Raw genomic sequence first — 23801 nt, 5'->3', positions numbered from 1 at the left:
ATATTGTTTCAATTTAAGAAAAATATTTTTTGTTACGAAAATGCCTGTTAACGGATATTGTAGATCGGTAACAGGCATTTTGACTATTAATTAGTTTAGGTAGAATTAATTGGGTAGTAATACACGGTCAATTACATGAACCACTCCATTGCTAGCCTCTATATCTGCAGCAATTACGTTAGAGTTTCCTCCTTGTTCATCCACAATTGCTACTCCAGAGCTCAAATCCACAGTTAAAGTTCCGCCTTGGGCAGCAGTAATTGTTTGCCCATTACTAAGATCTGTGCTGTAGGCTGCTGCAGTAACTACATGATATTGCAGGATGTTGGCCAATAATGCTTTTTCCTCTGCCGTATCAAAATCTTCTATACTATTGTAATCGTTTCCTAACTCATCCAATAAGTCCTGAAAAGCATCATTGGTTGGGGCGAACACGGTAAACGGTCCTTCTCCAGAAAGCAAATCAACCAACCCTGCATCTGCTTGTTGTAGCGCTGCAACTAGGCTGCTTAGATTCTCATTGGCTAAAGCCAATTCAACAATATTTGGTAGGGCTAATGCATCAAGTACAGCTTGAGGCAACAATACTTTGTCAACAATGTGAATAACTCCGTTACTAGCCATTATGTCTGCATTAGTTACCTGAGCGTTAGAATCAGTTGCATCGTCAATAAAAACGCCTCCATCTAAGTTTATACCGATTGATTCGCCTTGAGCGGTCTCAATAGTTTGGCCATTGCTCAAATCACCAGAATAAGCAGCTGCATTGGGTACCACATGGTAAGTTAGTATTTCTGTTAGTAACGCTTTTTCGTCAGCAGTATCAAAATCACTTATACTATTGTAATCGTCGCCTAATGCATCTAAGATATTTTGAAAAGCTTGATTGGTAGGTGCAAAGACAGTAAATGGCCCTTCTCCAGATAAGACTTCCACTAAGCCGGCATCTGCTTGCTGTAATGCAGCTACTAAGCTACTTAGATCTTCATTGTCTAGTGCTATCTCAACAATATTTGGTAATGTTAGTGCGTCTAAGACGGATTGGGGTAAAAGTACTTTGTCTACAATGTGTATAACACCATTGGTTGCTTCGATGTTGGCTTCTGTTACCTTAGCAAACATATCCGTGGCATCATCGATATATACTCCGTTGTCAAGCACAATAGATATGTTTTCACCTTGGACAGTTGTTAAATTCTGTCCATCACTTAAATCACTTGAATAGGCCTCTGCCATTACAACATGATAAGTTAATACTTCTGCTAGTAGGGCTTTTTCGTCTGCTGTATCGAAGTCGCTGATACTGTTGTAGTCATCTCCAAGAATATCTAAAAGATCTTGAAAGGCTTGATTGTCTGGAGCAAAGACTGTATATGGGCCTTCACCTGATAATACATCAACCAATCCGGCGTCTGCTTGAATTAGAGCGTCTACCAGACTGCTTAATTCTGGGGTATCCTGAGCTATTTCAACAATGTCTTGTGTTGGTTCAAAAATGTCATTATTGCCATCGTCGTCGTCGCTACATGCGACCACAAATAAACTAAGGCAAAAAGCTGATAATAAGTACAATAAATTTTTCATGTCTAAAGGTGTTTTAGTTATTGTTAGACAAATGTACGTAAATTTATTTTTTTGTCAAATAGTTTAATTGTTAAAATTAGACAAGAGTTTTTGATTGTGTTTTAATTTGATTAATTTTACTTCATAGAAATTAATTATTAACGGGTTCAACTTTAATAATTTGATATTATGGTGAAATATTCTATGGCCCAAGTTGCTGCTCTGTCTGGAGTTAATGCTCATACTTTGAGGAAATGGGAAAGCAGATATTCTTTTATCAAGCCAGAACGAACAGGGACAAACATCAGATATTACTCTGATGAACAACTGCGTACGTTGATAAATGTAGGCGTTTTGAATAGGCATGGTATTCGTGTTTCTAAAATAGATAAGATGAGTCAAGCCGAAATTCATGATGCAGTGGAAGAGCTTTTAGTTCGGCCACTGGAAAATGATGAGGTTAATATTTTGGTAAGGAGTATGCTCGAAATGAATGAGGATAAGTTTCTTGAAATATTAAAATCTCAAATAATTAGGAATGGGCTTTTAAACACAATCACAGGTCTAATATATCCATTTCTTAATCAGGTAGGAGTTCTATGGGGAACTAAAAGGGTAATGCCAGCACAGGAGCACTTTATATCCAATTTAATCAGGCAAAAGTTATTCTCTGCGATTGATTTCTTGCCTACTCCTAATGAAGATGCCCCAAAGGTAGTTTTATTTTTGCCAGAGGGAGAGCAACATGAAATAGGGTTATTGCTAGCCTATTACATTGCAAAGGAGATGGGATGGAAAACATACTATCTTGGGCAAAATGTGCCATTGGATAACCTTAAGGAAGTTATAAGTATTTCCAAGCCAGATGTTATGATGACAATGTTTGTAATTACAAACCCTAGTTTCATTCAAGATAAAGTAAAGGCTATTATAGATCATACAAATCTTCCTTTATTAGTTGGAGGTAGTATGAGTAACTTAAAAGATCTTCTCGAAGAAAACGACCTTTGTTATTATTTAAGAAAGCCCGATCAGTTGATTGACTTTTTCAATAACTTTAAAAAAGAGGTAGGGTAGCTAAACTAAAGTTTATTGTACCAAAATTCCTTTTGCATGCATAAGTGGAATATTTCTCAACGCCTTTTCGTTAATAGTATTTTTGCTGAAGATAAAGTTTCTGTCGTACATTTTTCCTCCTTCAAAAAAAGTAACCTTAAAGCTGTTGTTAAGAGCTAGTACATCATCTTGCATCCACTCAATTTTAGCGTAACTTTTAGGTGGTAGCTTTTCTAATTTATGGCGCATTAGAGATGTTTCTCTGTCTCTGTCATATCCTTTAGAAACAACTAAAACCATTTCTAGGGCTACATCATTATCGTTGATGAGGTAAGCATTCCAATCGTTGGTTTTATAAATGTCGTTGTACTCCTGTACTACCGCCATATATACACCTTCAACTTTTGGGATTTCGATATCCTTTTTCATGATTAAAGGGCGCTTTTAAATTGCTCTAAGAAACGCACGTCGTTTTCACTTAACAAACGGATATCTCCAATTTGATGCAATAACATTACAATACGGTCAATACCCATACCAAAAGCAAAACCAGAATATTCTTTGGAGTCGATACCGCAGTTTTCCAATACATTTGGATCTACCATACCACACCCCATAATTTCCAACCAACCGGTACCTTTAGTTATTCGGTAATCAATTTCGGTTTCAAGACCCCAATACACGTCTACTTCGGCACTAGGTTCAGTAAACGGGAAGTACGATGGACGCAAACGAATTTTACTCTTACCGAACATCTCTGTTGTAAAGTATTGTAACGTTTGTTTTAAATCGGCAAAGCTTACATCCTTATCAATGTAAAGTCCTTCAACCTGATGGAAAAAACAGTGAGAACGTGCAGAAATAGCTTCGTTCCTATACACACGACCTGGAGAAATGGTTCTAATAGGCGGTTTGTTGTTTTCCATGTATCGCACCTGAACAGAACTGGTGTGTGTTCTTAAGAGAACGTCCGGATTCGTCTGAATAAAGAATGTGTCCTGCATATCTCTAGCCGGGTGGTATTCCGGAAGGTTCAATGCGGTAAAATTGTGCCAATCGTCTTCGATTTCCGGGCCTTCGCTCACGTTAAACCCTATGCGGGAAAAGATATCGATGATTTGATTTTTTACGATAGATATTGGGTGACGTGCACCAATCTCGATAGGCTCACCAGGTCTGGACAAATCTCCATAAATCCCTTTAGCCTCTTCCTTACTTTCCAAAGCGTCCTTTAAAGCGGTAACTTTATCTTGTGCAGCATTCTTCAGTTGGTTGATAGCCTGACCGTATTCTTTCTTTTGGTCGTTGGCTACGTTCTTGAATTCTGCAAAAAAGTCGTTAAGCAATCCTTTTTTTCCAAGGAATTTAATACGGAAAGCTTCTACTTCTTCTTTTGTTTGTCCGTTAAATGCTTCGGCTTCAGCTATGAGCTCTTTAATCTTATCTATCATGGCATCAATTAAAATGAGTGCAAATTTAAAAAATCTTATTCTATATACTCCCGTTCAAGAAAATAGTTTACAATGGCTTCTTTCATAAGGATACTCTGTTCTCCTGCCTTTAAATGTGGCAGCTCTTCTTTAATGTTGTAGTGAGGCCAGCCATCCTCATCAATATAATCAAACTGGTAATAGCCATATGGTTCTAGAAGTCGGCAAATAGCTATGTGCATTAAATCTACTTTATGGTCTTTTTTAAAACGGCGATGCAACTGACCAAGTTCTTGCACGCCAACTAAATATATAATGGCATCGAGGTCTAAGGTGTCTCCATCGGCAAACTGAACCGATAAGCGCTCAACCAAAAGCCCCCAACGCTCTTTTAATTTTTCGTCTCTCGTCATGATGTATCCTAAGTTTCGTGGATTTATTTTCAAGTTGCAAAGTTAGTTTATATTTGTTGAAATTAATTTTTATATGAACGTTTTAGACATTGTTTTAGCGGCATTGTTGCTGTTTGGATTGGTTCGTGGATTTATAAAGGGGCTTTTCGTTGAGATTGCTTCTTTGGTGGCATTAGTGGCTGGAGTTTATGGCGCTATCCATTTTAGTTATTTTGCCGGAAACATGTTGATAGACTACGTAAATTGGGATGATAATTATGTGAATATTGTAGCTTTTGCCATCACTTTTGTGGTTATCGTTGTAGTAATTGCTTTGGCAGGAAAGGCTTTAACAAAACTGGCCGATTTTGCGGCCTTGGGGATGCTCAACAAAATTTTGGGAGGCGTTTTTGGAGCCTTGAAAATAGCATTGGTCTTAAGTGTAATCCTGATTGTCTTTTCTAAAATGAACAACACTTTACCTTTTGTGGAGGAAGATGAATTGGAAAATTCTATTTTGTATCAACCGGTGAAAAACTTGGTGACACTGGTTTTTCCAAGTTTTTTAGAGTCTAGAGAAAATGAGCATGGAAATAAGGAGACAGCTTAATTAATAACAATCCAGTTTTATCTGTTTTTGGGTTTTATAGTATTCCAGTGGCTTTTTGTTTAAAGAAGTGACAATACCATCTAGTGCCTTCAGGACGTCATTTTGCATAGATAACGATCCGCAAACCATTACAGTTCCTTTATTTTTCACTATATCTGCTATAACCTCGGCATCACGATTTAATAGGTCTTGAACATAAACTTTTTGTTTATTTAATCGTGAGTAAGCCAAATGTAGCTTGGAGAGGTTGCCGTCAATTAAATTCTGTTGTAAACCTTCTTCGTAGATTTTAAATGCTTGTGGGGTTTTGCCTCCCCAATATAGATGTGTTTCCTGTTTTTTTGAGTTTTGGTTTATCATGCCCAAAAACGGGGCTATACCTGTACCATTGGCAATCATCACAACGGGTTGCTTGCCCTTCGGAAAATGAAAGGGGCTATTGGTGATGATTTGTGCATCTAAAACATCTTGTTTTTTTAGTTTGTAGAGGTAGTTTGAACAAAGTCCGTACTCGTGTTTTTTAATACTTAATACCAATTCCTTTTCTTTTGTCGCGCCAATGGAATACAAGCGTTCCTGTTCGTTATCACCTGGTTGTACAGCAAGCAAGTCACCAGGAACAAAGCGATTGCGTTTATGGGGTTTTAGAGTAATAAGGAAGGTGTCGTCTTGGGTGTTTTCAAGAAGGGTTCGGTCAATAATTTTAAACAGTTGGGATTGCGGTGGGGAGTAGATGTTCCTTCCCTTAGAAATATCAATTTTATGGCCTAAAGCAGTTGCCCATTTATCGGCCCAAGTATTAAGGTCATTAAAATTCTTGTTATTCACAGTGTGTAAATCCAATAAAGAAGTAGCCTGTTTATTGTTGCTTAACAACTGGTCAACTTGAATAGCATATTGACAGAAACCTGGGTAGGCTTTAGAGCCAAACCCAACAACAGAATATAAAAAATGATTTTTTATTGGATGTTTTTCCAAAAGCGATTTAAACTTTATGGCATTGGCTGGCGGCTCACCTTGACCGTAAGTTGCAGTGAAAATTACTAAGTGCTTTAAATTCTTGTAGGTTGTTAAGTTGTTTAGTTCATCCATGTACACTTTAAGCCTTGTTTCTAATAAGGCTTTATGGAATAAGGAGGCGTACTGCATGGTAGTGCCGTTTTCCGATCCTACCAAAACAATATAGTCGCAGTCATCTTTATTGAATCTGTTCTTTATTCTCGATTTTCTGCGTTTTAGAGTCATTGAAAATCCAGAGTACACAAAGTAAAGAATGTTCATGCATGCAATTGCCAAAACTAAAGCCCAAATAATACTTCCTTCTCCAGTATGAAGTGCAATACTAAGTTGCGATAATACATTGGCCGAAGGATAGTCTACACTACTTTCAATACTTCCCGTAAACTGATTTATCAATAATTCTTTATCGGTAAGTTTAAGAACATAAAAATCTTCCATATCGCTTGAAAATGGAAACTCAATTTCGTTTACAACGTTTAGCCTGATGTTCTTGAATACAGCAAAACTTTTTAAGGACAAGTTTGGTGAGTCGCTTAGGGTATCGTAGTTGACTTTGTGATTTATACCTTCTTTTGGAAATATTTCGAAGCGAAACAGCGACAGATATACTCCGGTTAATGTAATGATTGCAATTGGAATTAAATTCCATCGTCCTAAAACAATATGAAAAAACTGGGGATTATTCTCTTTTACTATTTTTCCAAAGAAGGCTTTAATACCTTTTTGACGCTTTAAAACCAAAATCAGTCCTGAAACAGCAATTAGAAATAATAGAAAAGAAGCAATGCCAACTAAAATTCTACCTGTACTTTTTAGAAAAAGCGAACGGTGTAGATTGGTAGCAAATTCAAACAGCGCCGCTTTTTTAATTGGATCACCAATTTTTTTACCCGAAAACGGATCTATATAACCATCTAAAATATTACCATCTTTAGTAATTGCTGAAGCTGATACAAAACCGTTGGCATCTACTGAAAGTGTCATGATTTCGTCGTACTCAGCTTTAAGTACAGGAATAATTTCTGCAAGCGTTAGGTTTTCTGCTCCATCGACGTAATATGGCTTTACTTTATTGGAAATCGGTTCGAAAGCTAGAATTATTCCGGTTACCGAAGCTAATACTATAAACACAAAAGAAGATACAGCCAAGGCTAAGTGACTGTACCTCCAAATTGAAATGGTCATTGCTTATGCTGTTTTATAACTTATCAATTTTAATTTGGCATTATTCGTACGTAACGGATAAAGCCATTTCCTTCTACTTTACTTTTTACGCTTTCTGATGTTAGCTCAAATTCTACATCACTTGTGTGGTATTGCTGATCTTCAACTGCAGTTTCAAAACGGATCTTATAACCAGCGTCAATTTTGTTGTCGGTTATGTTTATCACGTTAATAGTGCGCTGTCCGCTACTTATGGTTGCACCTGTGATGGCATCTATATTAGGACGTCTTTTCCCGTAAAACTGCCACCATTCTGTAATGTCGAAATACCATTCATCATCATCACCATGTACGTAAAGTGTTTCTTCATACTCATCATTAGGATTGATTAACGATACTACAACATAGGCACCCTCACCAGTATAGTTGGTCATTTGTATCATGCATTTGTAGGTTTGGCTCTTAGATATGGTAAACGAAAGGGTTATTCCCATAACCAAAAATGCGGCTAATATCGATTTCAACTTCATCGTCATAACTTATTTTAAAAATTCAATGGTTGATTGGTCTCTAAACTTCTCATTTTCCTGAGTTAGATCGAAAAGTGTTTCGCCAAAATCTGTAACTACAGACTTATCTGCCCCAATAGAAATAAGGTATTTTATTAGAGCTGCATCTTTAGCTGTCATAGCAGCTAATTGAAGTGGTGTTAAACCATTATTGTTAGTGGCGTTTACATCGATTCCAAAACCGTTTATAAGCTCTAAAAGTTTCACATCCTGCTTTTCTACAGCAAGGTGGAATAGTGTATTTCCATCTGCTTGAGTGGTATTGATTTTTACACCATTGTCGCTCAATACTGATAATTTCGATTGGAATTCATTTACAGACCTTGGGCTATAAGATTCAATAAGGTAGTACATCAATGTGTTGCCCTTACTGTCTACAATATTTATGTTAGCTCTGTTCTTGATTAAGAACGAAATAACTTCAAGCGAATTGTTTTCAACGGCCATAGTTAGGGCAGATTGACCTTTCTTGTTTGTGGTATTAATGTCTTTAGTTTTTGTGTGTAATACCTTTACGATGGCTAAATCGTTGGCAGATGATGCCAGAATAAAAGCAGTGTTCCCATCGGCATCTGCCTGGTTAGCATTTACCTCCTTTTCCAAGAAATACGAGATAACTTCAATTTTACCGTTTCTTGCTAAAATATGAAGCGGGGTTGTCCCAGATGAAGTAATTACATTTGGATTGATTCCTTGCTTTTCTAAAAACTCATATATTTCTATACCATTCCTGTTGCCTCTAGTTCCCTTGGCGGCAAAAAGCATGGCGTTCCCATTTTCCTTATTCAGGGATTTGTAGTTGACACCTTTACTAATTAATGATTCAAGCAAGTTGATGTTGCCTGATTTAGCGGCGTAATTAAATATTCCGTTACCAAGTTTATCGGTACTATTTATGTCAAGTTCCTTACTGGTAAAGTATTCCAATAGGGAGTTATTCTTGATGTATGGTGCTACCAAAAGTAATGCATTTGCCCCATCAGGATTAAGGTCTTTTTCCAAATTGTTACCATTGGCAAGGCATATATCATACACTTTTGTGTTTTGTTGTCCAGTAGAGGCGGCAAAGTTTAAAATAGTATTGCCTTTATCGTCAGTGATATCGGTTTTTGCACCTTGTTTCAAAAGGTATTCCATCAACTCAATATTGCCTTTGTAAGCTCCCCAGAAAATATAAGTGCGTCCGTCGTGGGTAAGTTTGTTAACTCCATTGCCAGGTATAGACAACATGTATTTTATGGTGGAATTGTGCACCTGTTCTAAAATAGCATAGACTACGGCATCAAAGCCATAACCATTAAGTTGAGCTATATCAGTACCTTTGTCTATCTTGGCTTTAATATCGTCTACTGTAGGCTGAGATTTCCAAAAGTCACGACTTAAAAACACATTGGTGTCCTGGGCAACGGCCATAGCTACTTGCAGGACAACCAATATGAATAAAAATGTAGGTTTGAAATTGAAACTCATAAGATTATTGGTTAACTATAAATGAGTCAATAATGCTGCTAATGTCTTCCGAGCTACTATTGTCATCAGAAAATAGGTATTTAAACAATTGTTTATTATCAACCTTACTTTCTAAAGCCAAGTCTATCTTTCTTGCGAATACTTTTTCCCATTTAGTGCGTACAATAGCCCATTTTGATTGGTTCTCTGCCCACCAGTCTTGAGCTGCTTTACATTTACTGTCGTCTACTTTTGTATATGTATTATATCCTTTTTCTTGGGCCAATAGGATGTCTACTTTATTATTTTCACGGATAATTTTGTCGTTGTTCTGGTCGTGAATCCATCCATTATCGGTGATTTCCTGTCTGTTGCGTCTTGTTGTAACATTGTAATCACTTCGTTGCGTGTATTCACGTCTTGGTAATGGAGCATCGGTGGTATTTTCCCAATAGCTTTTTCCATCAACATGCACCCAAGTAGCTGTTCCTTCATAACGAGGACTATCGTCAACTTGAAATACCTTTTGTGTCCATTGTCCTTTAACTTCTTTTTTAGGTAAGCTTACGTACTTCCATTTGTTTTCATGGTCGAACATGTATAGGTCGGTATTTTCGAATAACCAGTCTTGTCTCCAGTGTTTTACGATGTGTGGTGTGTCAGGTCTTCCTACAATAAGAAGATGTTGCATAGAGATCTTATTCTTACTGTCTTCAATTAATTGAATCCACTCTAAGCCTCTAGCATGCTTAATCTTAGATGCTTTGTATAAAGAGTCCTGAGAGTAGCTAAAGGTTTCAACGAAATTAAAGTTTACTTCGTAACAACCACACATGTCCTTGATGGCTTTTTCGTCTTGCTTTTTCTTGCTTTGCCCTAGTGAATTCAAGGTAAATGCCAATGATAATACTAAAAGAATGGATAACTTTTTCATTTTGTATAAAGTTGATTTGTTGATAATGATGTTTTTTAAAAATTAAATAATCTTTATTGAATCTAAATAAAAATAGTTTCTATATTTGCAGCAAAACTATTAATAATGAGTCTAAATAAAAATAAAATTCTGTTTTATTTTTTCTTTTTTTCCTTCTTCATTTCCTACAGTCAAGAGAAAGTTCAGGACACTACAAATATGCAATCCTTAGAGGAAGTGGTTCTTACGGGGCAGTTGAATCCGCAATCTGTAGAAAAGTCCGTTTTTGAAGTTGAGGTTATTTCAAGAAGAGACATTGAGCAGCAGGCAGCCAATAATCTTGCAGACCTATTAAACCAGACGCTTAACATTAATATTATACCAAATAGCTCTACAGGTAAATCTGAGATCAGCATGTTTGGTCTCGACGGACAATATGTTAAGGTGTTGGTGGATAATATCCCGATTGTTAATGAAGAGGGTATGGGTAACAATACGGATCTTACCCAAATTAATCTAGACGATATTGAGCGCATAGAAATAGTTGAAGGTGCTATGGGCGTGCAATACGGGTCGAATGCTGTTGCTGGAGTAATTAATATTATTACCAAAAAGGCGTCTTACTATAAATGGGAAGTTGATATATACGCTCAAGAAGAAACCGTCGGAGGAGAATATGATGCTTTTGATGGAGGACGACATATTCAATCGGCTAAACTAGGTAGCAATATTAATGACCATTGGTTTGCTAGTTTAGGGCATACACGAAACGATTTTTCTGGTTACAAGGGTGATAAGCAAGGAGAGTATTATTATTTGAGCGATAGCCTTGGTGGGTATGAATGGTTGCCCAAACTTCAAAACAGTACAAAAGCCCTGCTAAGCTTTAAAAGTGATGTAATTAACACTTTCTACAAATTTGAGTACTTTAATGAAGACATATATAAATATGATGAAAGCCCAGATTTAAACGAAAACCCTGCAACTGGAACGATCAATCCAAGTTCCTTGGATGAGGTTTACACAAACAGTCGCTTTTATCATCATCTAAATGCTGTAGGTACAATCAATAATAAGGTGAACTATAATGTGTCGGTATCTTATCAACAGCAAACAAAAGACTTAGAGCGATATACATATAGGATTTTTACAGAAGTAAAAGAAAACGTTGAAAAAGGAGAATATCTATCACGGTCGGCATTCTTCTCAAGGGGGACACTCAGTAACCTTATTGACACAAGAAAAATTAACCTACAGGCTGGCTACGAAGTTGATTTTGTTAGTGGGGAAGGCTCTCCCTATGCCATTTCGATTGATCCGGGAATAGAGCTGGTAAAAAACCAACTTGATACCTATGGTGTATTCGCATCTTCTGAAATTTATCTTTCCAAGAGGCTCTCATTTATGCCAGGTACAAGAGTGAGTTTTTCTAGTTTATTCGATAACCAGTATGATGCTTCTTTGAGTTCAAAATATAATTTTAAAAAAGAATGGGAGTTAAGAGCTGTTTTGGGGACTGCTAATCGAACGCCAAACTACGAAGAACTATTTACTTATTTTGTTGATGTAAACCATAACGTTCAAGGCAATCCTGATCTAGATCCCGAACGAGGTCTGTCTGCTTTCCTACATCTTAAAAAGAAATTTAATTTTAAGGATAAAAATTGGCGTCTTAACAATAAGATCAGCTTTTCATATTTAGCTGTGCAAGATCGTATAGAGCTTACTGTTGAGACTTTAAGTCCTTTAGCTTATAAATACAATAACATAGATCGTTACAAATCCATTGGTGCTTTTACAGAAAACAGTTTAAGCTATAAAACTTTAAGAGCACAATTGGGTATAGGCGTGTTGGGTATTTCAAAAACATTGGACAGCAATAATAATCCTAAGGACGATTTTCTGTACAACCTCCAGCTTAACGCTAACATAAGTTACACTATCCCGAAAACTTTAACGGTATTGGCCGTTTATTTTAAACATGTTGGAGAGGAGCGTCAGTTTTTAGAAAGTACCAATGAAGATGGTGAACAAGTATATGTTCAAGGAACTACCAACGCTTATAATTGGATGGATGCTTCTGTAAAACAACCATTTATCAAAAACAAATTATTAGTAACTCTTGGTTTCAGAAACCTAATGGATATTACCCGTGTTGCCACAACTTCAAGCACGGGAGGAACTCATAACAATGGTCAACCCAGTATTATGCGTGGTTATGGCCGTTCATTTTTTTTAAAACTAGCATATAATTTAAATATATAATCGAGATGAAAACAATCAACCAACTTATCCGAATAGTCTTTGCTTTTGCACTACTGTTTTCCTTTAACAGTTGTAGTAAAGACGATGACAGTATAAACTATGACACGTTTGTAGTAGCCTTTAATAGTACTTCGGCAAACTTGATGGAAATAGAATCGCAGCAAAATTTACCTTTAGTTTATTCGGCATCAGCAAAATATTCTGGTACAATTACAGTTGCTATAAATGCAGTTAACGCTATTTACGGTGAAGACTTTACAACGACTCCCGCAGCAAACGATAATATTTTGACATTGTCAATCAATACTGGTGAAACAACAAACACCATAACATTTAATAAGCTTAATCCTTTTTTGGACGAAACGACTGAAATTACCTTTACCATTATTGATGTAGATTATAAAGGTGCCATAATACAGGGGAATAACAGTATTGTGCTTAATGGTGCTCCTGTAATGTCGGGTGTTGTTCAGCCTGAGCTAGGAGGGCCAAATGAAGGTAATCAAGTATATGTTGATTTAAGCGGTAATGCGACTACGCTGGTACAACGTGATTCATGGGACTTAGGCTTTTATTCCGGTAATGAATTTAGAGTGGGTTTAAATGGGTCGATTTATATGGCGGCCGCTCTATTAAACTCCACGGATATCGATGCTATTGATTCTGATGATGTAACCAACCTACAGCCACAAGTGGCTATTGGAACTTTCGATGCAGCAAACGAAGCTTATGTAGATGCTCCTAATGGGGATATTATGGGTACGGCTATTGAAGAGGTGTCCGACAATCCAGAAAATAACAAAGTTTACTTACTTAACCTAGGCTATGAAATAGGAACAGAAACGCCAACAGTTGGTACTGCTTCGGTTATTGGTGAACACCGTGGCTGGATGAAAATTAGGGTACTAAAAGATGGCGAGAATTATGTGCTTCAATATGCTAATCTTGACGATACCAATCATCAGGAAGTTTCAATAGGTAAAGATAGCGATTACAACTTTTCATTCTTTAGTTTCAATACGAAAACAACTGTAAGTGTTGAGCCAGAAAAAGAAAAGTGGGATATGTGCTTTACAGTTTTCACCAATATTATTGAGGGTAATGGAAGTTATGGCTATTCAGATTTTGTAGTTCATAATCGCAAAGGCGGAGTTACGGCTTATCAAGTTGATACTGACATTAAAGCATACGATGAGTTTGTTTATAGCGATTTAGACGAATCTCAACTTCAGGAAGACCAAAGAGTTATCGGAAGTAATTGGCGTGATGTTTTTGAAGGGCAACAGTATACAGACCGCTTCTACATTCTAAAAGACCCTAATGGAAATTTTTATAAAATAAAATTCTTGGCACTTAGCAACGATAATGGCATTCGTGGTTATCCAGAATTCCAATTTGAATTGCTTACCGACAATAGCAATTAATAATATTCATTCTCATTCTTTAAATATCATTAAAAATCAATCATTATGAAAAGAACATTACTATCCTTTGCAGCAATTTGTCTTGGACTTGTAGCCTTAGCACAGGAAATCACAGTAGATCTAAGTATGACACCTTCTTACGCCAACCAAGTGTATTATAAATTGAGTACACAAACGGCAAATTCCTATGCTGCTAATTCTTGGGATTTAGCATTTTTGAGAACAGGAGCATTTAATATAGGGATTCGTGTTAACGACCATGCAGGAATTGAAGTTTTTGAAGTCTCTGACAATCCATCCGATTGGAATACCATACAAATTGCAGATCAATCATCCTGGATACAGCTTTACAATAGTGAAACTTCTTGGAATGGAGCTTTCGACAATGGATCTGCGTCTTATGGTTTTGGAGAGTATAACCCTGTAAATCACCATGTGGAGGGATCCGTTATTTTTGTTTTAAAATATACTGATGGCACTTACCGAAAGTTTATGAACGAAGATGTTTATAATGGTTATACCTTTAAATATGCTACTTGGGATGCTGGTACAACTACTTGGAGTGCCGATACAACGGTAACGCTTGCCAATTCAAATAACCCTAACAATACCTATAACTTTTATTCGCTTGTAAACGGTGCTGAAGTAGTAGCTCAACCAGCTACTGCCGATTGGGATTTTGTATTCACTAAATATATTTCTGATTACTATGGTGACGGTAGTTTGTACTGGCCTGTCACTGGAGTTTTGCACAGTGATCAGGTAAGTGTAGCACAAAATGAGGAAACATCTGGAATGCCTACCGTCCCAAGTTTAACCTATTCTGAAGAAATCAATACTATAGGCTGGGATTGGAAATCGTATGTGTCGTCTACGTTCAATGTAGATCCAACTCAAGCTTACTACATAAAATATGAAGATAATTCTGTTTACAGAATGTATTTTGTTGATTTTGATGGTAGTAGCACGGGGGGTGTGTCGTTTACTTTTGAAAATGTAACTACAACTCTTGGTATTGAAGATGTAACCGAAAACATAACTTTTGGTATGTACCCTAATCCAAGTTTGGATAAGCAAGTTAACTTGGTTTATGATGTAAACACCTTAGAGTCCGATAAAAATAAGGTTGCAATTTATGATATAACTGGTGCAGAGGTCTTCCGTACACAGCTATCAAATAATTCAGGGTTTTATAGCAAACGATTGAACCTTTCAAACTTACAAAGCGGAGTGTATATGGTTCATTTTACTTCTGGAAATGCAAGTATAACTAAAAAGCTTGTATTGAAATAGAGTAATCCTCTTGGAATAAAATATTTAATTAATTAAGTTTTTTCATGTAAAAAAGGGGGGTATACTGTCAAATCCCCTTTTTTAAATAATGTAAATGTATTAATCCAAGTGATAAATCTCCATGATGTTCTTTAATTGCTTTTCAAAATCGATGCTCAAATCGATTAGTTTTCCAGTATGAACATCAAAAACCCATCCGTGAACTTTTAATCCACGTTCCCTAACCGCTTTTTGTACAGCGGCCGTTTTAATTAAGTTTGCACATTGTTCCTGTACATTTAGTTCAATTAACCGATTGTATCTTTTGTCTTCATCTTCAATACTGTTGAGTTCTTTGGCATGTAAACGATATACGTCTCTGATACTGCGCAGCCAAGGGTTCAACAAGCCCAAGTCCTCAGATAACATAGCTGCTTTCACGCCTCCGCAAGCATAATGACCACAAACTACTACATCTGCCACCTTTAAGTGATTAATCGCATATTCCACTACAGACATCGCATTTAAATCTGTTGCAATAACCATATTTGCAATGTTTCGATGAACAAATGCTTCACCAGGCTCTAAGCCCATGAGTCCCTCAACATCAACACGACTGTCTGAGCAACCTATATAAAGAAACTGTGGATTTTGACCTTTTCCTAATTTGTTAAAGTAGTTTTCATCTTTGGCCAATTTCTCTTGAACCCACTTTTCGTTATTTTCAAAAACTCTATTTAAATCCATTTTAATTCTAATACTGCCCGTTACTTTTTATCCATTGTATGCAATCCTTAAAAGTATCAAAAATACAATCTTCAGGGATTAGTTCTGGTATAATTTCAATGCGTTCCATCATATAGCGAGGTTGCTTCAAAAGTCCAACCAATAAAATGGTCACACCATTTTTTCCTAATTCTTGAAGTACATCTTCAAAGGCGTATAAACCAGATTGATCCATATATTGCATGCGGCTTAACCGAATTATAACTACTTTGGCAGTCGTTGGTATTTGTGCCGCCAAGCTATGAAAGTCATCGGTGGAACCAAAAAACAATGGTCCTTTTAGATATTTTATAAATACTTCCTCCTGTAACTTTTTCGGAAAATAGGGGCCGCCATCTATAGACTTTGCCTTGGTTAAAGGTTTTACGTCAGAGCGTTCGGCTGTGAGGTCTCCAATTTTTTTCATGAACATGAGAGATGCGATGACAAGTCCAATTCCTACAGCATATACTAAATTCCAAGTAGTTGAAAGTATCAAAACTACGATCATAATCATAACTTCCATACTGAATCGAATAGGTCCTATTTTTACATCTTTAGGCATGCTGGGTATAGCCTTAAGCCCTTTGTAGTCCATAACGCCAATACCCACCGTAATCAATATTCCAGCCAAAACTGCTGCAGGAATTTTGGAAGCTACTGGTCCCAACAATAATAAAATGATGAGTAATACTAAACCAGCAATCATTCCTGAAAGTTTCGTTTTCCCTCCCGATTGAATATTCACGACTGTTCTAATGGTGGCTCCTGCACCTGGTAGTCCTCCGAAAACTGCTCCTATACTGTTTCCTATGCCTTGCCCTACCAATTCCTTATTAGGTTGGTGTTTCGTTTTGGTCATATTATCTGCTACAATACTTGTCAGTAAAGAGTCTATAGCGCCTAGAAGAGCTAATGTAAGCGCAGTAAAAATGTAAGGAGTTACTTGATTAAAGCTAAAATTGGTAAACATTTCTAAATTAAGTGATGGAAATCCACTGGGAATTTGCTCTATAGGTTTATAGTCCAACCCAAAAACAATAGCAATTGTAGACATCACAAATAAGGCTACCAAGGTACTTGGTATAGCTTTTGTTATCCGCTTAAAGCCATAAATAATCAAAATGGTTCCTAGGGCCAAAATCAGTTCCAACCAATTAATTTTCATAAGGGCTCTTGGAAATACTTTAATAGCACCTACAACGCCAGAAGCATTATTGGCTGCCAAGGTTTCAGATTCTTTGAGAATATCGGCTTCCGAAATATGTTCAGCGCGGTCGATGGTTTCCCTAAAATCTTCCAATACCAAAATACCTTCATCAGCTTCTTCAATTAAAATATTTTCTAGGATGGCCTCTTCTGCCATAGGTTTAAACTGTGCTACGTAATCCGCATCTTCTTTTGGGTAATATCCCAAAGATGGCAAAATTTGCGTTACGATAATTATTACTCCTATCGCCGACATAAATCCAGACACAACAGGGTACGGTATGTATCTAATGTACTTTCCTAAACCTAAAACTCCTAATCCAATCTGCATAAGGCCGGATAGCAAAAACACAACTAAAATAGTAGGGAGGGCTTTCTCTACATCGCCGTCATTGGTCGCAATTATACCAGCAATAATTACCATGCTTACGGCTGTCATTGGTGCTGTAGGGCCGGAAATTTGAGTGTTAGTGCCTCCCAAAAGGGCTGCAAAGAAGCTTAAAAAAATAGCGCCATAAAGACCCGCACTAGGTCCGAGTCCTGAACTAACTCCAAAGGCAAGAGCCAACGGCAATGCTACAATACCTGCAGTAACACCTCCGAACATATCACCTTTAAAATTGGAGAATAATTTGTTCAAATTATATTTTTTATATCACTTCTCTAATTTAACTTTTATATCCTAAATATAAAAATGTCTACAAGTCTCTTTTGTTTGAAAATAAGTGGATTAAATACAAAAAAAACAGCGTTAACAATAATGCTAACGCTGCCTATATATCTTAGATGTAAAACTGCAATTTAATTTTATTCATAGAAATTAACAGCTCCAGTATTGATGTCGTACATTGCCCCAACAATCTTAATTTCTCCATTTTTTTCCATTTCATCAAGAATTGGACTTTCCTTACGAATTCTTTCAATAGTTAAATGAACGTTCTTCTCGGAAACGGCATCTACAAACTCTAAGTTTTTTGACGTTCTCAAACTTTCGTCAGCTGGTTCTGCGACTCCATTAACAGCAGGTGTGATTTTTTCAATCAATTTAGTTAGATTTCCCATTTCGGCGTGGTCACAAGCCCCTTTTACTGCTCCACAACTGGTATGCCCTAGTACGACAATAAGTTTGGTTCCTGCCAATTTACAGGCAAATTCCATACTTCCCAGAATATCTTCATTTACAAAGTTCCCTGCAATGCGCACACTAAAAATGTCTCCCAGCCCTTGATCGAATACAAGTTCTGCAGATACCCTTGAGTCTATACAGCTCAATATTGTTGCGAAGGGGAACTGGCCTTCTTTTGTGTCATTAACTTGTTCCAATAAGTTTCTGTTAGCCTTTAGGTTGTTCTGAAATCTTAAGTTTCCTTCCTTTAAAAATGTTAATGACTTTTCTGGAGTCATTGTAGCTTGTGTCTCTTTAGTATGTGCTTTCATAATTTTAGTTGATTTTATAACTCACTTATAGTCTCTTAATTACTTCGACGATAATAAGAGTGAGATATTAATGTTATTTACAATATTTAAAATATCTGTATGTTTTGATTTTATATTATTCTTTGACTTTGATTGTCTTCTATCTATAGAAAACAAATTTACATTGCTTTTAGATAGGTATTTGGATATGTTTTTAATGGTTTGATCACCTGCTTCGAAAATATACTCCACAATGTCTTTATTTTCAGAATGTTTGTATGTGCTTATAGTGTCATCACCATGCACTATTTTGAAGGATTTTACAGGTTGCTCAGTAAAAGGCAATAGGTTTTCGGTAAAGCTCGAATATGAGCCATTAAAAACTCCCAAAGATAATTGTTTATTGGGTTCTAAGCTGTTTTCCATACCGGCTATTATAATTGGGCCTTCGTGTTCGTCCAGTATAAATTGGGTTAACCTATCACTTCCTAAATTAAGCAGTTTGGACTGCTTTTTACCCATAACAATGATATCTGGACGGGATTCTTTGATATATGATCCTATTTCGTTTATGACGTTGCCAAAAGCAAAGTTAAACTGGATTGGTATTCCATAAGTTTGCGCAATTGGCTGGATCATTTTTTGAATGCTCTTTCTAGTTCTATTCTTTTCTTCGTTAATGCTTCGAATTGCCGACAACTGATTTTCCATTTGTACAATGTCTTTTGGCTTTTTCACATGAAACAACTCAATTCTGCCATTAATCATGTTGGCCAAACTCACTGCACTCTTTAAGGTAGTATCAGTTGTACCTCCCAAATCTGAAAGCACCAATATGTTTTGTGCATTAGAATCCATAAGTGTTAGCTTAAGCTTAGTTTGGATTTTGGACGTTCTTTAAAGAACTGAATAAAACTTGGAGGGTTTTCAATCACTCCCCGTTCAGATATCAATTTCACATCGATGTTTCGTTCTTTCGCTATATGGGTAAAGTCTTCTAGAATCTCAATAATATCATGATCCAAATAACGAGTCTTCATCACATCAATTTCCAGATAAGTGTCTCGAGGCAAGCTGTGTAATTCTTTAAGAATGGCCCCCTTATTGATGAAGGTTACCTCTTCTGCAAGTGTCATTTTTATTTTATGCTTAGCGTTACTTTTGTCTTCAATGTGCAAGAAGTGAGAGTTTTGGTAGCTTTTCAAGAGGATAACAATAATCCCTACAACAAGTCCTAGGCTTATTCCTTTTAATAGATCTGTAAATACAATACCCAGTACAGTAACGATAAATGGAAGCCATTGTTTCCAACCTAAACTGTACATTTCCAAAAACAATTTTGGTTTTGCCAGTTTATAGCCCACGACCAATAGAATGGCAGCCAAAACAGATAAAGGAATCATATTTAATAATCTTGGAATCAAGATAACCGAAATTAATAACAGTATTCCGTGGATAATGGCTGACAGTTTGGTTCGTCCTCCCGATTGAATATTGGCAGAACTTCTAACGATTACTTGGGTAATCGGTAAACCTCCAACTAATCCAGAAAAAATATTTCCCGTTCCTTGTGCCAATAACTCTCGGTTGGTTGGGGTTACATTTTTGTGTGGGTCTAATTTATCCGTTGCTTCTACACATAGTAAAGTTTCTAAACTAGCTACCAGTGCAATTGTAAATGCTGTTACCCAAACCTCGTAATTAGTAATTGCTGCAAAATTAGGAAAGGAGAACTGTCCTAAAAAAGAACTAAAATCATCTGGAATAGGCACGCTAACCAAGTGGGAATCGGAAATGCTTAAAGCACTGTTGGATTTGGTGATTACAAAAAATATAATACCTAATACAACCGCAACTAAAGGCCCTTGAATAACTTTAAAAAACTTGGCTTTTTTGGCAAGTATATTATCCCAAAAAAGGATTACACCAAGTGCAGCTATACCAATGATCATAGACCCCATGATAATATTGTCGAAAATATGCAAAATGGAGGAAAAGGTGTTTTCTCCAGATGCCTCAAGAAAACTGTCCGCTCCCTCAGGTTCGGCATCATAACCAAAAAAGTGAGGTATTTGTTTTAGGATGATGATGATTCCAATTCCTGTAAGCATCCCTTTAATTACTGATGATGGGAAATAATATCCAATAACCCCTGCTTTTAAGAATCCTAATATCAGTTGGATGACTCCACCTAAAACGACAGCAAGAAGGAAGTTTTCATATCCTCCTAAGGCGCCTATGGCAGTTAATACGATAGCGGCCAAACCTGCTGCAGGTCCACTCACTCCAATATTGGAGCCACTTAAAGAACCAACAACAATCCCACCAATAATACCGGCAATTAAACCAGAGAACAATGGCGCACCACTGGCTAAGGCTATTCCTAAACATAAGGGGAGAGCTACGAAGAAAACTACGATACTTGCCGGTAAGTCATTTTTAATATACTTGAACATAATATAATACACTTAGGCTTTGGTATATGTAAAGACCAAAGCAATTGAACATTTTTCAGATAATAAATAATTGAATAGGCAAATTCAGAACAGTGAATTTGCTGTAAATAAATGTGTATTATACTTGTTCAGGAGGGGGTGAGGTGTTGTCAGCAGACAATAACGCATAGGGCTTTAAGTAAAAAACGATTTCGTTTTTAACTGATCGCTCTAATTGTGATAATTGAGCAGTATCCGTAAGTTCAAACATCTTAAGTTCTAATTTCTTAGAAACTTCATTTTCGTTGTTTTCTTCTTCATTCATGCTGAAAAATACCGAAACATCGAAACTCTTTTCTATAACAGAAATTACTGTTGGTGCAGAAACAAATAGCACAAACAGAATAGAAAAGAATATGGATATTGTTGTTCTAGGCATTTTTTTGTGAATATACCAATCTCAAAAATAACATCAAAATTTTAATTTCATGTTAAGGATTTCTAAAGTCTAGTCTACAACCCAAAAGTTGAAACTTAAAAGAGTGGTAATTATCGTTGATCTGGGTGTGTTCTATTCTGTGAATTGAAAATCACCAAAAGCTTCTAATACTTCATCAAAAGCAGTAAAAACATCAGCAGGATCGTCACTGGTTACCATTTTCATTCTGAAAGGTTTAATGCCGGGAATACCTCTGAAGTAATTGGTGTAATGCCTTCTGGTTTCGAAAACACCGAGCTTTTCCCCTTTCCAATCAATGGCCATTTGTAAATGTCTGCGAGCTGCATCTACTCTTTCTTCAAGCGAAATCGGCGCTAGGTGCTCTCCTGTTTTAAAATAGTGCTTAACTTGTTTAAAGAACCAAGGGTTTCCTATTGAAGCACGTCCAATCATACAACCATCCAATCCGTAGACATCACGCATTTCCATAGCTCTTTCTGGAGTGTCTACATCTCCGTTTCCAAACACAGGAATATTCATGCGTGGATTGTTTTTTACTTCGGCAATAGGCCGCCAATCGGCATTACCCTTGTACATTTGTGCTCGTGTGCGCCCGTGTATGGATATGGCCTTGCAACCTACGTCTTGAAGACGTTCGGCAACTTCAACAATTTTTATAGAGTCGTGATCCCACCCCAAACGAGTTTTGACGGTAATTGGCAAACTGGTGCGCTTTACCATTTCCTGGGTAAGTTTCACCATAAGGTCGATATCCTTCAAGATGCCTGCTCCGGCTCCTTTACAAACCACTTTCTTTACGGGACAACCAAAGTTGATATCGATTATATCAGGATTAGATTTTTCAACTATGTCAACAGTTTGAAGCATACTTTCAAGGTTGGCTCCAAATATTTGTATTCCTACTGGACGCTCTTTTTCGTAGATGTCCAATTTCATGGTGCTTTTTGCAGCATCACGAATTAATCCTTCACTGGAAATAAATTCAGTATATACTACATCGGCTCCTTGTTCCTTGCACAATGCCCGAAAAGGAGGGTCGCTAACATCTTCCATTGGTGCTAGAAGCAGCGGAAAATCAGGGAGTTCTATGTTGTCTATCTTTACCAAAGGTCAAAATATTTATTAAAGGGCTGCAAAGGTACTGAAAATGATGTAATTATCTAGAATTTTAAGTTAACAATAAGAGTGTCTCCATTTCTGTTTACAGTTACTTCGGTTTCGTCGCCTTTGTTATATACAGCAAGTGCTTTCATGTAGCTCATCATATCAATAACTTCAAGATCTCCAAGTTTAAGCACGATATCACCTTTTTGTAGTCCAGCTATTTGAGCGGGTTTGCCTTCGCTAATACCATCAATTCGCATTCCTTTACCATCAAATAAATAATCAGGAACAACTCCTAGAGTTACCTTAAATCTTGGAACTTCTTCACTTTCGTTTTTTGTCTTCCTAAAGGCAAGTTTGGCATTGTCATCTAGTTCCGTGGTGATATCAAAAATATAGTTGGAAATTGCCTCCATCCCCTCATAGTTGAGTTTTTCAATGTCATCATCTGGTTTATGGTAATCTTTGTGCTGCCCTGTGAAAAAATGCAACACAGGAATATTATGGAGGTAAAACGATGTGTGGTCTGATGGGCCTATTCCAGACTCTTTCTCTGTTAATTTGAAGTTTGTGTTAGTGGCATTTATAGTTTGTTTCCATGATGGTGAGGTGCCAATTCCATAAACTGCTAAAGTGTTATCTGGTTTAAGGCGCCCTACCATATCCAGATTTATCATATAGTTTATCGTTTTTAGGTCTACTGTAGGGTGTTTTACAAAATAGTTTGAACCCAAAAGTCCCATTTCCTCACCAGAAAAGGCAATGAACAAATAGTTATTGTTTTTGTTTTGTTCGTTTAATAACCCTGCAAGCCTTAGCATAACCGCCACACCACTTGCGTTATCATCAGCACCATTGTGAATAGCTCTTTCGCCGCGGTGTAATGAGTTTTCATCTCCAAATCCAAGATGGTCGTAATGTGCGCCAATAACTATAGTGTTGGAGGCCTTGTTATCCAAAAAACCTATGACATTGGACCCTGTTATAGAGCTTTCTGTAGATGTATTAGTGTATTTAACATTTTCATGAGGGTTGATTTTTGGTTTGAACGAAAATGTTTGTAAAAATCCATTTGTTCCCTTGGGTGATAGTTGCAGTTGTTTAAATCGTTTAGCGATATAATTTGCGGCCATTTCTTCTCCTTTTGTGCCCGTTTCTCTACCTTCTAGTTTATCATCTGCCAAAAACGTTATGTCTTTTTTAATATTGTTTTCTGTTAAAGACGGGTTCTTTTTACATGCCGTAAATAAAGTGAGTAATGAAAGAAAGATTAGTTGTTTCATTT

Annotated in this window: 21 protein-coding genes; 5 read left to right on the top strand and 16 right to left on the bottom strand. The window is 36.8% G+C overall.

Annotation, left to right across the window (positions count from 1 at the left end; all coding sequences use genetic code 11):
- Positions 1–105: 105 nt before the first annotated feature.
- A complete protein-coding gene (locus PWU04_RS12340) occupies positions 106–1584 on the bottom strand; it encodes a fasciclin domain-containing protein (protein ID WP_274476425.1) in 1479 nt (492 codons plus the stop codon).
- A gap of 168 nt (positions 1585–1752) precedes the next feature.
- Here PWU04_RS12340 and PWU04_RS12335 point away from each other — a divergent pair, with 168 nt between their 5' ends.
- Positions 1753–2640, top strand: coding sequence for a MerR family transcriptional regulator (locus PWU04_RS12335; RefSeq protein WP_274476424.1), 888 nt, complete (start codon positions 1753–1755; stop codon positions 2638–2640).
- A 12-nt stretch (positions 2641–2652) separates the two neighbouring features.
- Here the strand turns inward: PWU04_RS12335 and PWU04_RS12330 are convergent, their stop codons facing one another.
- The 3 genes from PWU04_RS12330 to PWU04_RS12320 are packed head-to-tail and all read right to left on the bottom strand — an operon-like array spanning position 2653 to position 4462.
- A complete protein-coding gene (locus PWU04_RS12330; protein WP_274476423.1) occupies positions 2653–3048 on the bottom strand; it encodes a hypothetical protein in 396 nt (131 codons plus the stop codon).
- A 2-nt stretch (positions 3049–3050) separates the two neighbouring features.
- Positions 3051–4070 (bottom strand): phenylalanine--tRNA ligase subunit alpha, encoded by a 1020-nt coding sequence (pheS, locus tag PWU04_RS12325; protein WP_274476422.1) that lies wholly within the window; start codon positions 4068–4070, stop codon positions 3051–3053.
- Between the two features lie 35 nt (positions 4071–4105).
- On the bottom strand, positions 4106–4462 hold the full coding sequence (locus PWU04_RS12320) for a hypothetical protein (protein WP_274476421.1): 357 nt from the start codon (positions 4460–4462) through the stop codon (positions 4106–4108).
- A gap of 73 nt (positions 4463–4535) precedes the next feature.
- Here PWU04_RS12320 and PWU04_RS12315 point away from each other — a divergent pair, with 73 nt between their 5' ends.
- Entirely contained in the window at positions 4536–5051 is a 516-nt protein-coding gene (locus PWU04_RS12315; RefSeq protein WP_274476420.1) for a CvpA family protein, read from the top strand.
- Here PWU04_RS12315 and PWU04_RS12310 read toward each other — a convergent pair whose 3' ends face one another.
- From PWU04_RS12310 to PWU04_RS12295, 4 genes are read right to left on the bottom strand one after another with little or no spacing between them, the layout of a single operon-like run.
- Positions 5052–7256, bottom strand: coding sequence for a PepSY domain-containing protein (locus PWU04_RS12310; protein WP_274476419.1), 2205 nt, complete (start codon positions 7254–7256; stop codon positions 5052–5054).
- Between the two features lie 29 nt (positions 7257–7285).
- Positions 7286–7765 (bottom strand): DUF2271 domain-containing protein, encoded by a 480-nt coding sequence (locus tag PWU04_RS12305; protein ID WP_274476418.1) that lies wholly within the window; start codon positions 7763–7765, stop codon positions 7286–7288.
- Between the two features lie 9 nt (positions 7766–7774).
- The gene (locus tag PWU04_RS12300; protein WP_274476417.1) at positions 7775–9274 is read right to left on the bottom strand and encodes an ankyrin repeat domain-containing protein; all 1500 of its coding nucleotides are present in this window, start codon (positions 9272–9274) and stop codon (positions 7775–7777) included.
- A gap of 4 nt (positions 9275–9278) precedes the next feature.
- A complete protein-coding gene (locus PWU04_RS12295) occupies positions 9279–10187 on the bottom strand; it encodes a DUF6607 family protein (protein WP_274476416.1) in 909 nt (302 codons plus the stop codon).
- A gap of 105 nt (positions 10188–10292) precedes the next feature.
- Between PWU04_RS12295 and PWU04_RS12290 the strand changes: the two genes are divergently transcribed.
- The 3 genes from PWU04_RS12290 to PWU04_RS12280 are packed head-to-tail and all read left to right on the top strand — an operon-like array spanning position 10293 to position 15148.
- Complete coding sequence (locus PWU04_RS12290) at positions 10293–12431, top strand: TonB-dependent receptor plug domain-containing protein (RefSeq protein ID WP_274476415.1); 2139 nt, start codon at positions 10293–10295, stop codon at positions 12429–12431.
- Between the two features lie 5 nt (positions 12432–12436).
- Positions 12437–13855, top strand: coding sequence for an HmuY family protein (locus PWU04_RS12285; protein ID WP_274476414.1), 1419 nt, complete (start codon positions 12437–12439; stop codon positions 13853–13855).
- Between the two features lie 45 nt (positions 13856–13900).
- On the top strand, positions 13901–15148 hold the full coding sequence (locus PWU04_RS12280) for a T9SS type A sorting domain-containing protein (RefSeq protein WP_274476413.1): 1248 nt from the start codon (positions 13901–13903) through the stop codon (positions 15146–15148).
- Between the two features lie 99 nt (positions 15149–15247).
- Here PWU04_RS12280 and PWU04_RS12275 read toward each other — a convergent pair whose 3' ends face one another.
- From PWU04_RS12275 to PWU04_RS12240, 8 genes are all read right to left on the bottom strand, one after another.
- Complete coding sequence (locus PWU04_RS12275) at positions 15248–15874, bottom strand: carbonic anhydrase (protein ID WP_274476412.1); 627 nt, start codon at positions 15872–15874, stop codon at positions 15248–15250.
- A gap of 7 nt (positions 15875–15881) precedes the next feature.
- Positions 15882–17741: a SulP family inorganic anion transporter gene (locus PWU04_RS12270; RefSeq protein ID WP_274476411.1), complete on the bottom strand. Its 1860-nt coding sequence runs from the start codon at positions 17739–17741 to the stop codon at positions 15882–15884.
- A 167-nt stretch (positions 17742–17908) separates the two neighbouring features.
- The gene (locus tag PWU04_RS12265; protein ID WP_274476410.1) at positions 17909–18538 is read right to left on the bottom strand and encodes a carbonic anhydrase family protein; all 630 of its coding nucleotides are present in this window, start codon (positions 18536–18538) and stop codon (positions 17909–17911) included.
- A 39-nt stretch (positions 18539–18577) separates the two neighbouring features.
- Positions 18578–19375 carry a universal stress protein gene (locus tag PWU04_RS12260; RefSeq protein WP_274476409.1) on the bottom strand — a complete coding sequence of 266 codons (798 nt, stop codon included), beginning with the start codon at positions 19373–19375 and terminating at the stop codon, positions 18578–18580.
- 5 nt (positions 19376–19380) lie between these two features.
- Complete coding sequence (locus PWU04_RS12255; protein WP_274476408.1) at positions 19381–20973, bottom strand: SulP family inorganic anion transporter; 1593 nt, start codon at positions 20971–20973, stop codon at positions 19381–19383.
- Between the two features lie 118 nt (positions 20974–21091).
- Positions 21092–21391, bottom strand: a complete 300-nt coding sequence (locus tag PWU04_RS12250; protein WP_274476407.1) for a hypothetical protein — start codon at positions 21389–21391, stop codon at positions 21092–21094.
- Between the two features lie 132 nt (positions 21392–21523).
- Positions 21524–22519 carry a tRNA dihydrouridine synthase DusB gene (gene dusB, locus PWU04_RS12245; protein ID WP_274476406.1) on the bottom strand — a complete coding sequence of 332 codons (996 nt, stop codon included), beginning with the start codon at positions 22517–22519 and terminating at the stop codon, positions 21524–21526.
- Positions 22520–22572: 53 nt separating this feature from the next.
- Complete coding sequence (locus PWU04_RS12240; protein ID WP_274476405.1) at positions 22573–23799, bottom strand: M20/M25/M40 family metallo-hydrolase; 1227 nt, start codon at positions 23797–23799, stop codon at positions 22573–22575.
- Positions 23800–23801 lie beyond the last annotated feature (2 nt).

Source organism: Mangrovimonas aestuarii, assembly GCF_028767185.1.
GTDB lineage: Bacteria > Bacteroidota > Bacteroidia > Flavobacteriales > Flavobacteriaceae > Mangrovimonas_B > Mangrovimonas_B aestuarii.
This window is presented reverse-complemented; position numbering and strand designations above follow the sequence as displayed.

What these genes read in the sequence shown, in the direction of transcription:
- PWU04_RS12340 (WP_274476425.1), bottom strand. Translation starts at nt 1,584, where the DNA reads ATGAAAAATTTATTGTACTTATTATCAGCTTTTTGCCTTAGTTTATTT.
- PWU04_RS12335 (WP_274476424.1), top strand. Translation starts at nt 1,753, where the DNA reads ATGGTGAAATATTCTATGGCCCAAGTTGCTGCTCTGTCTGGAGTTAAT.
- PWU04_RS12330 (WP_274476423.1), bottom strand. Translation starts at nt 3,048, where the DNA reads ATGAAAAAGGATATCGAAATCCCAAAAGTTGAAGGTGTATATATGGCG.
- pheS (WP_274476422.1), bottom strand. Translation starts at nt 4,070, where the DNA reads ATGATAGATAAGATTAAAGAGCTCATAGCTGAAGCCGAAGCATTTAAC.
- PWU04_RS12320 (WP_274476421.1), bottom strand. Translation starts at nt 4,462, where the DNA reads ATGACGAGAGACGAAAAATTAAAAGAGCGTTGGGGGCTTTTGGTTGAG.
- PWU04_RS12315 (WP_274476420.1), top strand. Translation starts at nt 4,536, where the DNA reads ATGAACGTTTTAGACATTGTTTTAGCGGCATTGTTGCTGTTTGGATTG.
- PWU04_RS12310 (WP_274476419.1), bottom strand. Translation starts at nt 7,256, where the DNA reads ATGACCATTTCAATTTGGAGGTACAGTCACTTAGCCTTGGCTGTATCT.
- PWU04_RS12305 (WP_274476418.1), bottom strand. Translation starts at nt 7,765, where the DNA reads ATGAAGTTGAAATCGATATTAGCCGCATTTTTGGTTATGGGAATAACC.
- PWU04_RS12300 (WP_274476417.1), bottom strand. Translation starts at nt 9,274, where the DNA reads ATGAGTTTCAATTTCAAACCTACATTTTTATTCATATTGGTTGTCCTG.
- PWU04_RS12295 (WP_274476416.1), bottom strand. Translation starts at nt 10,187, where the DNA reads ATGAAAAAGTTATCCATTCTTTTAGTATTATCATTGGCATTTACCTTG.
- PWU04_RS12290 (WP_274476415.1), top strand. Translation starts at nt 10,293, where the DNA reads ATGAGTCTAAATAAAAATAAAATTCTGTTTTATTTTTTCTTTTTTTCC.
- PWU04_RS12285 (WP_274476414.1), top strand. Translation starts at nt 12,437, where the DNA reads ATGAAAACAATCAACCAACTTATCCGAATAGTCTTTGCTTTTGCACTA.
- PWU04_RS12280 (WP_274476413.1), top strand. Translation starts at nt 13,901, where the DNA reads ATGAAAAGAACATTACTATCCTTTGCAGCAATTTGTCTTGGACTTGTA.
- PWU04_RS12275 (WP_274476412.1), bottom strand. Translation starts at nt 15,874, where the DNA reads ATGGATTTAAATAGAGTTTTTGAAAATAACGAAAAGTGGGTTCAAGAG.
- PWU04_RS12265 (WP_274476410.1), bottom strand. Translation starts at nt 18,538, where the DNA reads ATGAAAGCACATACTAAAGAGACACAAGCTACAATGACTCCAGAAAAG.
- PWU04_RS12260 (WP_274476409.1), bottom strand. Translation starts at nt 19,375, where the DNA reads ATGGATTCTAATGCACAAAACATATTGGTGCTTTCAGATTTGGGAGGT.
- PWU04_RS12255 (WP_274476408.1), bottom strand. Translation starts at nt 20,973, where the DNA reads ATGTTCAAGTATATTAAAAATGACTTACCGGCAAGTATCGTAGTTTTC.
- PWU04_RS12250 (WP_274476407.1), bottom strand. Translation starts at nt 21,391, where the DNA reads ATGCCTAGAACAACAATATCCATATTCTTTTCTATTCTGTTTGTGCTA.
- PWU04_RS12240 (WP_274476405.1), bottom strand. Translation starts at nt 23,799, where the DNA reads ATGAAACAACTAATCTTTCTTTCATTACTCACTTTATTTACGGCATGT.